This is a genomic window from Streptomyces sp. WAC05374, assembly GCF_004353505.1.
Taxonomy (GTDB): Bacteria; Actinomycetota; Actinomycetes; order Streptomycetales; family Streptomycetaceae; genus Streptomyces.
Map to the genome: position 1 here is coordinate 1 of NZ_SMNQ01000026.1, position 14570 is coordinate 14570.

The window sequence follows — 14570 nt, forward strand, 5'->3', positions numbered from 1 at the left end:
TCCCGGACCGCGTTCGGATCGGAACTCGCCAGCGCCGCCCTGGCGGCCTCGCGGACCTCTTCCTCCTCGTCGAACTCCGCGAAGTCCTCCACCAACTGCCGGTCACGCTCATCACTGATCCGGTCCAGTTCGGACGTGGCGGCGGGCGCCGGGGCGGCGCCGTTCCTCGCCTCCGCCGCGGCCGCGAGCCTGTCCAGCGACTGGAGCGTCCGCGCCAGCGACGACGCCTGCTCGGCGCGTACGGAGGTCGCGGCGGCGGCCTCACTGGTGACGGTGCCCAGCACCGCCACGGCGACCGCCGCGGACACGGCCTTCCGTACATGTACGGCCACGCCGACGCGCAGCCCTCCGGCCCTGGGCCGGAACCTTCCCCACACGGGAAAACCCCCTAGACGAATGATCGAAAAACCCCGCCCCGGTCACGGGCGGGTGGTCGGTGCGCCGACCGGCGGGCACTCACAGCACCCGAACCGGCCGGCTCCCGCCCGACCCCGGTCAGGGGCCGGCGGGCACGCCCGGCCGACGCCGTTACCGGGCCGGCCGGGCGGGTTGCCGGGGTGACCCCCGGGCGGTTGCCGGGGTGACCCCCGGGCGGTTGGCGGGGCTGACCCGGGGCGTTCCCGGGGGCTGCCCCCAGGCAGGTGCCGGGGCCGACCCCCGGGGCGCTCCCTCCGGCTCAGCCCCGGTGACAGTCCGAACGGGCGCTCCCGGCCGAGCCGTTACCAGCCTGGCCGGCCTCACCCCCGGGTGCGGTTCTCGCCTTCCTGGGCGCGGTCGAACATGGCCTTCCAGAACGCGGCCGCCTCGTCCGCCGCCTGGCGTTCACCGGACCAGGCGGCCTCGTGGTCGTCGGCGGTGCCGGAGATCGCCTGCCAGAGACGCTCGGCGGACTCGCGGGACAGCCGGGCGACGGTCCGCCAGTTGTCCGCCTGCGCGGTCGCGGCGGCCTGTTCCGCCTGCCAGGCGCGCTGCGCCGCACCGGCGTGCTCGGAGACCGCCTGCCAGGCGCGTTCGGCCTCGGCACGGGCGCGTGCGGCGTCCGCCGCGCCCGCCACGGCCGCCTCGGCCGCCGTGGCCTGGGCGATCAGCCGGGTCAGCGTGTGATGGCGTACGGCCTCCGCGTCGGCGATCCGGCTGCGGTACGCCGTCAGGTCCAGCGCCGCACCCGTCGCCCAGCCGTAGCCGAAGAACTCCGCGACGTCCGCGTCCGTGGCACCGGCCCGCAGCGCCCACTGCGCCGCCACCCGCACGTGCTCGCCCGGGTCCTGCGCGCCGAGACCGCGTACGAACTCGCGGTCGGCGGCGGCGACGTCCAGCCGTTGCAGCTCGCCCGCCTCGCGCGCGGCGCGGTCGCGGCGCTGTGCCTCGGCGTACCCGGTCGCGACGAACGCGGCCTGCTCGGCGACGCTCCCCTTGAGGGCCCGCGTCGCGGCAGCCCGTACCTGCGGGGAGAACTCCGCCGTGTGCGTGGCGATCACCCGCTCGCAGAACGCCTTGTTCCGGGCGCGGGTGTCCCGGGCGCGCTGCTTGGCGGCGTCGAAGCCGCCTCCGGGGGCGAGCCACTCCAGGAGCGCCTGGTCCCCGCGGGAACTGCGCAGCGCGTTCCACGCCGAGGTGCGCACCTCGGCGGCCGGGTGCGTTTTGGCCATCGACGTGACCCTCTTGCGGGCCTCCTCCACGGCGGCGGCCAACTCCGGCGACGGCGACGGCGACTGACCCTGTGCCTGTGACGGCGAAGGCGAAGGCAACGGCGACGTCGCCTGCTGCGGCGCGTCAGCGGGTACGGCGGTGACGACGGCCGCCACCTGCCGCTGTGCGGCGGCCGGGGCGGCGGCCCATGCCGGTACCCCGCCGGCGAGGGCGATCGCGCCGGCCAGCGTGCCGACGGTCACCGCCCGCGCGCATCTGAACTGACGACTCAACTCGAGACCCCCTCGGGAATGACATACGGTTCACGACCGCCGGGGCGGGACCGTGCGTACGGTCCCGCCCCGGCGTGACATGCGACGGCGCGTCGGTACACGCCGTCCGGCCGGTTCACGCGACCGGCCGGACCTGCCACAACTGGGCTTCGGAGCGGTTGCACGTGTAGAGCTGCGCGTCGATGCCGTTGTCCTGCTTGGCGCTGGGCACGTCGACGCACATTCCCTCGGCGTGCGCGGGCTGGAGCTCGTACAGCTTGCGCACGGGGTCGACCAGCATCATGCGCCAGCGCTGGTGGTCGCCCTGGCCGCAGGCGAACTGCTGGACGGCCGCGCCGTTCTTCTCGCCCTTGGCCTGGATCTCGAGGCACTTGCCGCTCTTGACGTTGCGCAGCTCGAAGGTTCCGCCGCGTCCGGCGACGGCGTTCCACTTCTGGGAGTCGGTGCCGTTGCAGTCGTACTGCTGGGCGTTGATGCCGTCCGTGGTCTTGCCGCCCTCGATCTCGAGGCACTTGCTGCTGTGGGCGGCGGTCAGGGTGATGGCCTGCTGGGCCATCTTCGCGCGGGCGACGATCTCCGCCCGCGTGGCGGCCGCGACGGCCGCGGCCTCGCGGGCCGCGTCGGCGGCGGCGGTGGGGGAGGTGATCGAGCCGGGTTCACCGTCGGCCTGGACGGCGGTGGCCGTACCGGCGAGGACGGCGACGGCCGCGCCCGCGGTCAGGGCGGCCCTGATGATCCGAGACATGTGGGGATCCGTTTCTCTCGCGTGTACGGGGCTCAGGCGGCCGTGACCGGGTGGATGCGCCACTGCTGGGCGAGGCTGCCGTTGCAGGCCCACAGGCGGGCCGCCGCGCCGTCGGTCTTGCTCGCGGACTCGATGTCGAGGCAGCGGCTCGTACCGGCGGGGGTGTGGGCGGGCCTCAGCTCGTACAGCTCCTTGGCGATGTCGACCATGACCAGGCGCCAGCGCTGGTTGTCGGCCCCCACGCACCACCACTGCTGGACGGCGGTGCCGGTCTTGGTGCCGGCGGCCTCCACGTCGAGGCACTTGCCGCTGTGCCCGAAGCGCAGCTCGAAGGTGCCGGCACCGGTGGGCACCAGGTCGACGCGCTGGTTGACGGCGTCGTCGGCGCAGGTGGACTGGACCGTGTTGACGCCGTTGCGGAGGCTGGCGCCGGGGATGGTGAGGCACTGGTCGCTGTGGGCGGCCCTGAGCTGGACGCCCGGGGCCGACGCCACCGCGGCGGCCGCGGCCTTCGCGTCGGCGGCTGCGGCCACCGCGGCGGCGGCCGCGGCCTTCGCGTCGGCGGCCGCGGCCCTGGCGTCGGCGGGGGCCACGGTGGCCGTGGACACCGTGGTGGCCGTGGGGGTCGACGGGGTGCGCGCCTCGTCGGCGACGGCGACGGTCACGCCGCCGGCGAGCGCGGCGACACCGGCCGCCACGGCCAGAGCGGATCGGACGATCCGGGACATGGGGTGCTTCCGTTCTTCTCAGGTCTGAAGGGAGAGAGCTCGGCGGGAGGGGGCCGGCGCGCGCGTGTGGGGCCGGCCGCCTCCCGCGCGGTCAGCGCGCGAGGGGGGTGACGATCTTCCAGGACGCGTCCTGGGCGAAGTCCTTCTCGACGTCGAAGCGGTTCTTGGCGCTCTTGTTGGCCACGTACAGATCGCCGTAGTACTCGCGCAGGAAGCGGCCCGGCTGGCCGGCCGACTCGAAGGAGGTGCCGGAGCCGCTCAGTCCCTTCTTGGCGCACCAGGTGGCGTCCTTGCGGAACTGCGTGCTGTTGTCGCTCGCGGCCATCCGCACCCGCAGGTCCTTGTGGGTGAGGTAGTGGCCGAGCTTGCGGGTGGACTCGAAGGACCAGCAACCGGGCTGGCCGTTGAGCGCGGGGACGACGATCCAGGTGCCGTCCTCCCGGTCGGCCTGCTTGGACGCGGCGGACAGGGGGGCGATGAACGCCTCCCCGGCGTCGGGCGAGGACTGGCGGACGTAGAAGCCCGCCGGCTTGCCGCTCGCCGGCTGGAAGGACTGGCGCTTGGCCCGGTGCTGCCCCTCCAGCAGGAACCGCGCGACGTCCTCGTCGGTGCCGGCCAGCGCCTTCTTGGCGGCGGCGACCAGGTTGGGCTGGACGCCGGTCTTCTCGGCGGCGGCCTGGATCTGGATCGCGAGGCGGCGGTTGGCCTCGGCGATCTGCTTGCGGCGCGCCTCGTCGTCCTTCTTGTACGCCTCTTCGGCGCCGGTGTGGATGAACTGCTTCCACACGGCCGGGTCGGGGCTCAGCACCGCGCGCTGCGCCGCCGCGAAGAGCTCGCTGCCCTTGGCGTCGGCCGGGGCGACGCGCAGCAGCTCGCGGATGAAGTTGTCGTCGCTGAGGGCGAGCATCGCCTCGGTGGGCGTGATGCGGAAGAGCGCGGCCGTGTTGGTGCGGGCGGCGATCTCCTTGCGGCGCTCGGCCTCCGCGCGGTCCTTCTCCTCCAGTTCCTTCAGCTCGTTGGCGACGTCGCGCTGGTGCGCCTCGCGGGCGCCGTTGGCGATGAACTCCTGCCAGGCGGTCGGCTCCCCGGCCAGGGCCGTCGCGGCGGCGGCGCGGACCTCGGGTCCGGCGGCCTCGTGGCGCATGACGGCGCGGATGAAGTTGTCGTCGCTCAGGTCGAGCAGGTCGGGGCTGCTGGGGATGCCGATGGCGATCAGCGCCTGGGACTTGGCGAGCCGGGCGGCACGCGCGGCGTCGGCCTTGTCCTTCTCGCGCTGCTTGTCGACGGCGTACGCCTCGTGGATGCCGGTGACGATGAACCGCACGTGGTCGTCGGGCGATTCGCTGCTCATGGCGGCCTCGGCGGCCTGCCGCACCGCGTCGAAGGTCTCCCCGCCGTCACGGGCCTTCTGCCAGAGGGCGTGGATGAAGTCGTGGTCGCTGAGCAGCAGGACGTCCGGGCTCGGGTCCAGGCGGACGACGGCCGCGGCGTCCACCCGCTGCGTGTCGGTGGTGCCGATCCCGGCCGCCGCGGCCGGAGCGGCCGGCGGGGCGGCGATGGCGGCCTGCGGCGACGCGGCCACGGCGGTGACGGAGGCGACCGCGGTGACGGTCACGAGTCCGCGCGTGACGGCTCTCCGCACGCGGGCGGAGTTCGGGTTGCTGTTCTTCATTCGGGTTTCGGTCCCCCTGCTAGGTCCCGCACGCGGTTCCCGACGCGTGCCAGGTGGTCGGGGCGCAGTCTTGAAGATCACTCAAGGGGAGTCAAAGTGGAATTGACAGCTCCTGTCCGATCACCCGCCGGTATAGACGCTTAACACGTCACTTGAGGCCAATCTTTGACTGAAAGACGACTTGCCTACGCTGGGGCGGAACTCACGAGTAACACGGAACCGGACACTCCATATGTGACGCCAGCTGCGCGTACGCCGGCGCACCACGCCGGTGGCACGCCTCTGCCCCAGGCGGCACGCGGCAGGCCCGGCCCCGGCGCCCGGCCCGAACTCGCCGGTCCGCACCCGTGTGGATCATGTGAGGAAAAAATGTGGTCCGGTACACATCAATAAAGCCCACCTGTCCGATGCCTTACCATGCGCCGCCGAAACACCCTCCCGGCCGCACGCCGGCCCGCCGTACGCCGCCCCGGTGGGCGGGGGAGCCGAGGAGGATGAGGCGCGTGCCTGGCACGGGCGCGGCCGTGCGGAGCGCGGGCCTCTCAACCCACCGGCACATCCCGTACGGACTTTTCGAGGAGCGTGAACGCCTTGGGCGTACCGCCCGGCTGCGGCTTGCCCTCCTTGCACCCCGCGACCCGATAACCGGCGTCGAGGTAGTACGACCTCAGGCGTGCGTTGGCAGCCAGGCAGTCCAGACGGACCAACGGCCGGCCCGCCTCGGCCACACGGCGCTCCGCGACGCGCAGAAGCTGCCGCCCGGTCCCGGACGGAACCCTTGTGCGGTCCACCATCAGCCGGTGCACATAGCCGGCCGTCGGCGGCTGCGGCCCCCAGGCATCCTCGTCCTGCCACCAGAGCTCCCAGGCTCCGACCACACGATCGGCGGCCTCCGCGAGCCACACCTCCCCGCTCGTCATGATCCGGCGGAAGTGGTCCCCGCCCAGCTCACCGGGCCGCCACTGGCCAGTGACGCCCTGGGCGAGCATCCAGCGGGCCGCGTCGTCACGCAGACGCACGACGGCGGCGAGATCGGCGTCGTCGGCGAGACGGAAGCGCAGGTCGGTCACGCCGCGATCTTCGCACGGGCTTCCCGCCCGCCCCCCTCTCGCGGTGACGGCCTCTCAGTTATACGGCCCCCACCGGCGTGCCAGGGTGTCGTACGTGTACCGGGGCAGGCCCTCGATGGCGCTGGTGCGGAACGGGCGGCCGTCGTCGTCGATGCGGACGGTGCCCCTGCGGCCCTGGGAGGACCAGTCCAGCTCCAGGTACCAGCGGCAGTCGCACGCACTGGTGCCGGCCGTGACCAGCAGCACCTCGGGGTCCTTCGCCGAGACGCGGTAGGGCATGCGTACCGCCGGGATCGGCGTACCGGAGTCGTTCCCGGCGACCGCGCGGGCGATGGGGCGGTCCTTGTCCAGGTCCACGGCGAAGTACCGGGGAGTCACTGCGCCGCCGCAGCCCTGGTCCATGGCGTACGCGTTGCCCTCGGCCGGTGCCGTACGGCCGACCACGCGCACGCGCAGCGCCTCCAGCACGACGGCCGTGTCGCTGCGCCCCTGCACCGACAGCCGTACGAGTGTCTCGCCGCCGTGCACCGCTCCCTGCGTCGCCGCCCAGGGCGCCGCGTCCTGCGGGGCCGGGGGAGGGGGGACCTGGCTCGGCGGCTTGGAGACGACGTAGTCGTGACCGCAACCCAGCTTCCAGGCCTGGGAGTCGACGGACCAGGCGAGCGGAAGACCGGCGGGCTGTTCGCCGCCGGGCGGGGCGGACGTCGCGCCGGGCGGGCGGGAGGCGCCGGGCTTCTCCTCAGGGGTGGCCGAGCCCGAAGGCCGCTCGGAGGTGGGGGTGCCGCTCGGGCTGGGCGAGGCGCCCCGTCGCTCGGGCGCCCCGGCCCCGGCCGTACCGGACGCCGTCGTACCGGACGCCGTCGTACCGGACGCCGTCGTACCGGACGCCGTCGTACCGGACGCCGTCGGACCGGCGACCCGGGCAGGCCCGCCGGCGGACGCCCGCCGCCCGTCCGGCAGCGCGGACAGGGCCCCGAGCGTCGCGAGCACGGCACAGACGGAGGCCAGCCCGACCACGAGACGCCTGCGGCGGTACCAGGGGCGGCGCGGGAGCGCGGGCACGGACGCGCCGGGCGGCAAGGGCGCGGGGCCCGTCTCGACGACGGGGCCGGCCTCGGCTTGCGGCGCCGTGTCCGGTTCGGTGCTGCCCTCCAGCGCTGTGCCCGGTGTGACGGCTTCCGCCGCCCCGGCGCCGGGCGAGCTCTCCGCAGCCCCCGCAGCCCCCACCGTCCCCGCCGTACGAGGTCGGCGGCGGGCCGCCACGGCCAGGAGCCAACGGCGGTGGAGTTCCAGGCGTTGCTCCGAGGTCGCCCCGCACAGGGCCGCGAAGCGTTCCACGGGGGCGAAGTCGAGCGGCACCGCGTCACCCGCGCAGTAGCGGTGCAGCGTCGAGGTGTTCATGCCCAGACGGCGGGCCAGCGAGCCGTAGCTCCGGTCCGTGCGCTCCTTCAGCGCCCGCAGCAGCGCCGCGAACTCCGCCACCGCGTCGACGCCGTCGCCGCCGCCGTCATCCTGTGCCGACAAAGGTCCCCCGTCCCCTTACCACCCCACCCGGCCCGGGACGGTATCCCAGGCACCCCATATACCTGCACGTCAAAGAGGCTGGGATGGTTCCACCGTGGCTGATCGGCCGTCGGCTGTTGCGCCCGGCAGCGGTGACCGCTGATGCTGTTGGTGCCGCACCGACCGGGCCCGGGCCGACCAGCCGGCCTCGCCGCGGCATTCACGTTCACGTACTCATTTCACGGGGGACACCCATGTCCATGCGCATCCGAACGAGCGCTCTCACCGCACTCACCGTCGCCGCCCTCGCGGCGGGCACGGCCCTCACGGCACCGTCCGCCGGCGCCGCCCCGCAGGCCGCCGGGTCGAAGACCGCCGGGTCGAAGACCGCCGCACCCGCGTTCCTGTCGGCGTCCCAGCTTCCGCCGCACCCGACGTCGTCCTGGACCGCCGGGCCCGTCACCGACGGGTTCCCGGAGCAGCTCGGCTTCTGCGTGAGCACCGAGGGCGTGCCCGCCTACACCTACCGGCACCGCGAGTTCCGTACCGACCTGGACACCAGCGCCGTGCAGTTGACCGTCGTGGCGGACACCGCCGCCCACGCCGAGGCCCTGGCGAAGCACTACGACGATCTGATCCGCACCTGCGCCGACCGCATCGAGAAGTCCTCGCCCGACGTCGAGGCCGAGGGCCGGGACTACGGCAAGCTGCCCGTCGAGGAGGGCGCCCGCGTCCGCGGCCTGCACACCGAGACGTCCTGGGGCGCCAACGACATCGCTCTGCTGTCGGTCGGGCGGGACGGCAGGACCGTCACCGTCGTGCAGTGGGGTCAGATGGGCGACTTCGACGACGCGCCCGTGGCCGCCTTCAAGAAGACCACGACCACGGCCGTCAACAAGCTGTACTGACCGGGCGGCCACCGGAAAAGGGCCGGGGCCGTCCTGCCCTGCCTGACCGACCACCGCCCACCGTGACGCCGGACGCCGTCCGCGACCGCTCCGGCACGCGAGTCGGCGCGGTGACCGCCTAGGTCCTGTACGCCCCGCCCACCGTGCCCCCGTTTCCGCGTTCTGGAGCGGGGGCACAAGCACGCGATGCCGGTGCTTGCGCCGCCGTTCCCGCTCGCCTCCGGTGCCCGCGACGTGTCAGTGCGGCGGGAAGGCTCAGCAGGAAATCGGGCACGTACGCGGACCGGATGCCCAGCTTCCGTCCGTCTGCGAAGGCCGAGCGCGGCCACCGCGGCTGTCCCGATGGGCTGCTCAGCAGCGTGAGCCCACGTCCGGGTGCCGGGCTCGGGCGGCGGGGTGGGCCCGGGCAGGACGCTGGTACAGGGCCCTGCGATGGTCAGGTACGTGCGCAACGCGTCCGTCTGCACCGAGTTCGGACCGGTGCGGATACCGACTCCCGCCTCGGGTACGTCACTCCGTCGCGGATGGCGGGAACACAGTCCTCGTACAACAGACGGGACATGCAGACGCGGTGAACAGGTAGTGAGCCCCCATGATGTTCAGCACGATGGTCGGTCATGGACCCCGCTGTCGTAGCCGCGCTCATCACTACCCCGACGGCCGTTCTCGCGGCCACGGCCGCCTACGCGGCCGGACGTGCACAGGCTCGCGGAGCGCGGCGAGGACCCGTCGATGCCGTCCGACGTCAGCACCACCGGGACGCGTACGTGGTATTCGCCAAGGCAGCGCGCCTCTTCATCGCCTCGACGCATCCAAGGGACTCAGTCGCCATCAGCGTTGCGGGGGAAGACCCCTCCCAGTTGCTGGGGCGCAGGTCGACTCGAGCTTGGGAACTACGCCGCCAGGCTGATATCAAGCCTTTGCAGGATGCCTTCATCGTGGTGGAGCTGGAAGGTCCGAGGCGCGTTGCCGAACTTGCTGGGCAGGTTGTCTCCTATGCTCACAGCACTCTCATTGTCATCGGTTCCGTTCAAGTTATGGGATTCCGCCTGTACGTGACTGATGATGACGAATCCGTTCGGTTCCCTGACCTCCGATCTGCACACGCCGCACTCGTTGCGGCCGTGCAAGCCTTTATGACTGCCGCCAGGGACCATCTCAACGGCAGCAGTCGATGACAATCGCCCCGTATCGCGGTGGCCTGAGGGAGACACATCGCGCGGGGAAGGGGCGCCGCCTGATCGAGGGCGTCGTCGCCTTTTACTGATCACTCGACGAGCGCGACGCCGACGCGGGTCACTGGGCATGTCCAGGCCGACGTGTGGCCGCCTACCCGGGCGGCGCGCTCAGGCTTCGTTCGGGCACCCAGTGCTCCCGCCGACTCCACCGTCCGGCGTCGTCCCGCCGGGCGGTTGAGCCAGGCACGGGACGACTTCCCCGCCTCAGCGCGGCCCTGGCGCCGGCATGCGTCATCCCGGCCACCACCTGTGCGGCGGCGGACACCCGCGCCTGCACCCTCACTGGTCGGGGCCCGCACTCGCATGCACGCCTATCGCCTCCGGAGCTGCGCCGACTCGATGATCAGACGACCTGGCAAGTCGTGCAGTCCTACGCTGAGTTACACCCATACAGAGGAGCCTCAATGGTGACTGCGCCCCCTGCCCTCGTCAGCGCACCTGTGGACAGCACCGGAAGCGCAAGCGCATGGTTCGCGCTTGCCGGCGCCCTCGGAGGAGTGCTGATCACCAGCGCGATCGCCCTGGCGACAGCCATCCTCAATCACAGATGGCAGACGCGAACCGCCGAGCGAGGGGTGCACTGGGAGTACAGCAGGCAGCTCCGTCAGGATCGGCTTGAGATCTACTCGAAGTACCTGTCTGCCTGGAACCGCCTCACCCAGCAGCTTCTCGAAGTGAAGAACGCGGTCGACGCCCTTGATCCCGCGCCTCCGGACACATCTGAAGCCCGGGCACGGATTCCGGCGGACATCGCCGCAGAGGTCCAGGCCGCCACGGCCTCGTGGCGTGAGGCCTTCAATCTCGTCTTCCTCATCGGCGGGCAGGAAGTGGTGGACGCTCTCAACGATCACCGTCGCTCCACGTCCAAGCGGGTGCAGGAGAGCTGGCGTGGTGAATACGCGACCGACGCGGCGACGCACATCGCGCTCACGAACGCGATGCGCAAAGACGTCGCAGAGGCACCTTCGAACTGATGCGTACCCCCACACCGGACGTCGTGCCGGTCGACGGTGCGGACAAGACGGCGTCGATGCGCGGTCAAAGCCAGGTGCCGGTCGCCGTCCGAGGGTGACCGCGTCGGCGGGAGGCTCTGTCCCAGACGTGCTCAGCGGTTCGGTGAGGCGCGACGCCGGGGCGGCTCCACGTCGAGCACCATCCCGAAGCGGCGAGGGTGGCCGGCCGGGTGGCGGACGGCCCGTGGCGCGTGCGGCCGTCGAGGTGAGGGGCCGGAGCGGCGGGCCCGGGCGGGCCGGCGGCTCCGGCACCATCTCGGCGCGCCGGTGGGCGCAAGGTCAGGGCGGGGGCTTCCCGCTCCCGGCGTGCGGGTCAGTCGGTGGACATCGCATCGACGAGGTCGCCGACCTTCGGGGCGGGAAGGGCACGGGCGACGTCGGCCTGGGCGACGATGCCGACCAGCCGGTGGCCGTCGATCACGGGCAGGCGGCGGACCTTGTGCGAGGTCATGGTGCGCAGGATCTCCTCGGCGTCGTCGTCGGCGCCGATGGTGACCGCCTCGCCCTGCGCGAGGTCACCGGCCTTGACCTGAGCGGGGTCCTTGCCGGCGCCGAGGACCTTCACCACGATGTCGCGATCGGTCAGCATGCCCTTGAGCTTGTCGTCGGTACCGCAGATCGGCAGGGCACCCACGCCGAGCCGGGTCATCTTCTTCGCCGCGTCAAGAACCGTCTCCTCGGCACCGATGCACTCGGCGCCTTCCGTCATGATCTCGCGAGCTGTCGTCATTCCAGCAGCCTCCTGTTCGTGTGGTGAGGGGTCTGCCCCGGGGCCTGCCCGCCGGCAGGCCAGGGCGGGAAGACGTGTGCCCCGTGGGCGTGGCGAGTAACGCCGCCCGCCGGACAACCACCCGGCGACCGACCGCGTACCAGCGCTCAACCGGCCTTCACCACCCGCGTGGTGGTGGCCGGGTAGAGGCGCGGTTCTCGGGGCACACGGGACGCATGCACGGACGTCATGCGCTTCCCGCGAGCCCGGGCTTCGGCCTCGCCCCGCTGTGGACGACGTCGCCGGGGCGATCCGGCGCCAAGCACGCGCGGCGGGGCCGGACCACCGGCCGGCTCCACCGCCGGTACCTCGCCTACAGAGCGATCCAGTTCGTCCCGACGCACATCCCGGCCCCGTCCGGCGCCGACGCGCAGTGCCTGCTCCTCGTCCACGCCCGCCAGGTCGTCGGACAGGTCCACTACCGCACCTGCTCCACCTGCGCGCGCGGAGTGATCACCACCGTCGTGATCGACGAGCGCTTCCGCGGCTCCGGGCTCGGCACCCGCGCCCTGTCCCATCTGCGATCGCGCCACCCCGGCACCGCCTGGCACAGCACGGCCGGCATGCGCGCCGCCCGCGACCTGCTCCGCCGCATGGGCATCCCCCACCGCCCCTCCGAAACGCCCTGCCCCCACGCGCTCCGGCCACCGTCCGCCGCGCCGCACACCGCTGTCTGAGATCGATCCCGGCGCGCGGCCGGGGCCGGGCTTCGTCGGGGCTCGGTGATGATGACCGTCATGGAGATGGCGGTCGAAAAGATCAAGGTCTGGTTCCGGTTCGTCCCCGCCTTTCACGTGCCCGCCGACGCCGACTTCCCCGGGATCAAGGCCCTCCTGGCACGGGGGCGGACGGAGGGATGGTGGCACTACGAGGTCGGCTGCGGCACAGCCGAGTGGTGGGGTGCCTGACCGCTGCGGGGCCGTCCACCCCTGGCCTTCAGGACAGGCCTCACGCCACCGCGGCGAAGGACGCCCCGCCCCGCCGGTACAGACGAACAGCACCCGGTGCTCCGCCCGAGCCGTACGAGAGGGCCGCCGGGCCGACCGGTGCGCTCCCGCCGGCCCCGTCCGCCTCCCGCGGCCTCCGCAGCCCCGACGAGTGACCTCGGCCGGAACGGCCACCGAATCCGCAGGCCATGAATGTGGTGGCAGTGGGTATGGTGATCTCCGGTACGGAAGGGGGCCCAGTGAGGGCGGCGCGGACCATGGCGGCGCTGGACGAGATCGATGTCGGCGACCACGTCTGCTGGCTGATGGACCCGGTCGGCAGGTTTCCGGACGACGCCGACGCCTTCGTATCGGACGGCGCCCTCTTCGGCGACAAGGTCATCATCATCGGCTCCGCCGGTGCGACACGGTGGGCCACGGGACCTGATCGGGACCCGCGGCGGCCGGCCGTGGTCGTCATCGACCCCCACAGCCTCGAGGAGTCGCTCCTCACCGTCGTCCAGCGAGAGGCGCGACGCGCCGACCGGGAGGGGTTTCGCACGGTGCGGGTACTGACGGAGGCCATACCCCGATCGCGGGGAGCCTCGCCCTCCCAGTCCCTGCTCGAGGGCGAACTGCTCCTGGAGGAGTTCGCCGCCGAGAGCGGCGCCATGGTGGTCTGCGCCTACCGGTCCGCGCACTGGGACACCCTCACCCTGAACCAGGTGATGTGCGTGCATCCGCAGAGTCTGGGATCCTGGTCATCAGGACCGGGGTTTCGCATGTTCAGCACGGGAACGAACTGCTGGAGCGTCGACGGAGTGATCGACTCCGAGGGCGCGGAGGCGTTCGCTGCCGCCGTGCGGGCGGCCCTCACGCATGCCGAGACGGTACGGCTGCGCTTCGACCGGCTCCAGTTGATCGACGCCGCCGGGATGCGCGCCCTGGCCGACGCGGTCATGGACGTACCGGGCCGCACCGTACACATCGAGGGGGCGAACGAGACCGTCCGGCTGTGCTGGGACCTGTCCGGCTTCGCCGTACCCGAGGTGCCGGTGGAGATGATCCCATGACCACCACCGAGACCGGCCCCGGCATCCAGGAGAGCAGCGGCTTCCGCCACGAGCTCTACCCGTACGCGGGTGAGGACGCCTTCCTGGGAGGCACCGTCGCGTTCATCCGTGAGGCACTGGAGAGCGACGAGGCGGTCGTCGTCGCCGTGCCCCGCGGCAAGGAGGCCCTCCTGCGCTCCGAGCTGTCGGACGCCGGACCGGTGAAGTTCGTGGACGCCGCCGAACCCGGGCGCAACCCCGGCCGCCTCATCGCGGCGTGGCAGGCGTGGATCATGGACCGGGCGGCCGAGGGGCGCCCGGTGCGCGGCATCAGCGAGACGGCCTGGGACGAGGCTCGTACCAGCGCGGACCGCGCGGAGCTCCGGTACCACGAATGGCTGCTGAACCGGGCCTTCGCCCGCAGCCCCTCGTGGTGGCTGTTGTGCCCGTACGACACCAGCGACGCGGAGCCGACGGCCCTGCAGGCCCTCTCCCGCTGCCACCCGTACATCCGGCGGGAGGGCGCCGCCGCGCGCAACGAGTCCTACAAGCCGCACGAGCCGTACGTGTTCGAGGAGTTGGCCGCGCCCTGCGGCCCGTACGTCGAACTGCCCTTCCGTCACGGTGACCTGACCATCGTGCGCGCGCGTGTGACGCACTGCGCCGACGAACACGGCCTGGAAGGCCGCAAGTTGCGCGAGCTCCTGGTGGCCGTGACGGAGCTGGCCACGAACAGCATCCGGCACGCCGACGGCCGGGGAACACTGCGGACGTGGGCCCAGGACGGCTCGCTGGTCTGCGAGTTCCGGGACAACGGCTACATCGCGGACCCGCTGGCGGGCCGGTGCAAGCCCTCCCACAACCAGATCGGCGGTCGCGGACTGTGGCTGGTGCACCAGCTCTGCGACCTGGTCGAGATCCGCTCCGCGCCGGAAACGGGAACCGTCATCAGGGTGCACATGGATCTGCCCGGGTGATCCGTCCCGGTGCCTGTGGGGAGCCTCCGTCGACGGTACGTAACCGA

At 72.5% G+C, this 14570-nt stretch carries 15 protein-coding genes; 7 read left to right on the forward strand and 8 right to left on the reverse strand.

From position 1 onward, the window contains the following. The 7 genes from E2B92_RS30440 to E2B92_RS30470 form a co-directional block, all read right to left on the reverse strand. On the reverse strand, positions 1-308 hold a 308-nt coding region (locus tag E2B92_RS30440), incomplete at its 3' end, for a hypothetical protein (protein WP_133087772.1). Between the two features lie 429 nt (positions 309-737). Further along, the gene (locus tag E2B92_RS30445) at positions 738-1922 is read right to left on the reverse strand and encodes a hypothetical protein (protein ID WP_235024050.1); all 1185 of its coding nucleotides are present in this window, start codon (positions 1920-1922) and stop codon (positions 738-740) included. 115 nt (positions 1923-2037) lie between these two features. Next, the gene (locus tag E2B92_RS30450) at positions 2038-2667 is read right to left on the reverse strand and encodes an RICIN domain-containing protein (protein ID WP_126884538.1); all 630 of its coding nucleotides are present in this window, start codon (positions 2665-2667) and stop codon (positions 2038-2040) included. Positions 2668-2699: 32 nt separating this feature from the next. Beyond that, positions 2700-3395, reverse strand: a complete 696-nt coding sequence (locus E2B92_RS30455; RefSeq protein WP_126884539.1) for an RICIN domain-containing protein — start codon at positions 3393-3395, stop codon at positions 2700-2702. Positions 3396-3486: 91 nt separating this feature from the next. After that, positions 3487-5067 carry an AbfB domain-containing protein gene (locus E2B92_RS33905; protein WP_126884540.1) on the reverse strand — a complete coding sequence of 527 codons (1581 nt, stop codon included), beginning with the start codon at positions 5065-5067 and terminating at the stop codon, positions 3487-3489. A gap of 542 nt (positions 5068-5609) precedes the next feature. Beyond that, positions 5610-6137 (reverse strand): GNAT family N-acetyltransferase, encoded by a 528-nt coding sequence (locus E2B92_RS30465; RefSeq protein ID WP_126884541.1) that lies wholly within the window; start codon positions 6135-6137, stop codon positions 5610-5612. Between the two features lie 54 nt (positions 6138-6191). Continuing rightward, positions 6192-7661, reverse strand: a complete 1470-nt coding sequence (locus E2B92_RS30470) for a transcriptional regulator (RefSeq protein ID WP_185923544.1) — start codon at positions 7659-7661, stop codon at positions 6192-6194. Positions 7662-7894: 233 nt separating this feature from the next. Between E2B92_RS30470 and E2B92_RS30475 the strand changes: the two genes are divergently transcribed. From E2B92_RS30475 to E2B92_RS30485, 3 genes are all read left to right on the forward strand, one after another. Next, on the forward strand, positions 7895-8548 hold the full coding sequence (locus E2B92_RS30475) for a hypothetical protein (RefSeq protein ID WP_126884542.1): 654 nt from the start codon (positions 7895-7897) through the stop codon (positions 8546-8548). Between the two features lie 767 nt (positions 8549-9315). Next, positions 9316-9726 carry a hypothetical protein gene (locus tag E2B92_RS30480; protein ID WP_126884543.1) on the forward strand — a complete coding sequence of 137 codons (411 nt, stop codon included), beginning with the start codon at positions 9316-9318 and terminating at the stop codon, positions 9724-9726. Positions 9727-10190: 464 nt separating this feature from the next. Then, on the forward strand, positions 10191-10760 hold the full coding sequence (locus E2B92_RS30485; RefSeq protein WP_126884544.1) for a hypothetical protein: 570 nt from the start codon (positions 10191-10193) through the stop codon (positions 10758-10760). A 352-nt stretch (positions 10761-11112) separates the two neighbouring features. On the opposite strand, the gene E2B92_RS30490 is transcribed toward E2B92_RS30485, so the two are convergent. After that, positions 11113-11529: a CBS domain-containing protein gene (locus tag E2B92_RS30490; RefSeq protein WP_126884545.1), complete on the reverse strand. Its 417-nt coding sequence runs from the start codon at positions 11527-11529 to the stop codon at positions 11113-11115. A gap of 215 nt (positions 11530-11744) precedes the next feature. Here E2B92_RS30490 and E2B92_RS33120 point away from each other — a divergent pair, with 215 nt between their 5' ends. From E2B92_RS33120 to E2B92_RS30510, 4 genes are all read left to right on the forward strand, one after another. Continuing rightward, a complete protein-coding gene (locus E2B92_RS33120; RefSeq protein ID WP_185923545.1) occupies positions 11745-12245 on the forward strand; it encodes a GNAT family N-acetyltransferase in 501 nt (166 codons plus the stop codon). 60 nt (positions 12246-12305) lie between these two features. Beyond that, positions 12306-12476 carry a hypothetical protein gene (locus E2B92_RS30500; RefSeq protein ID WP_399431252.1) on the forward strand — a complete coding sequence of 57 codons (171 nt, stop codon included), beginning with the start codon at positions 12306-12308 and terminating at the stop codon, positions 12474-12476. Positions 12477-12754: 278 nt separating this feature from the next. After that, a complete protein-coding gene (locus tag E2B92_RS30505; protein ID WP_126884546.1) occupies positions 12755-13567 on the forward strand; it encodes an MEDS domain-containing protein in 813 nt (270 codons plus the stop codon). Beyond that, the gene (locus tag E2B92_RS30510) at positions 13564-14523 is read left to right on the forward strand and encodes an anti-sigma factor RsbA family regulatory protein (RefSeq protein ID WP_126884547.1); all 960 of its coding nucleotides are present in this window, start codon (positions 13564-13566) and stop codon (positions 14521-14523) included. The genes E2B92_RS30505 and E2B92_RS30510 overlap by 4 nt, the downstream gene beginning before the upstream one ends. The last annotated feature ends 47 nt before the right edge of the window (positions 14524-14570 follow it).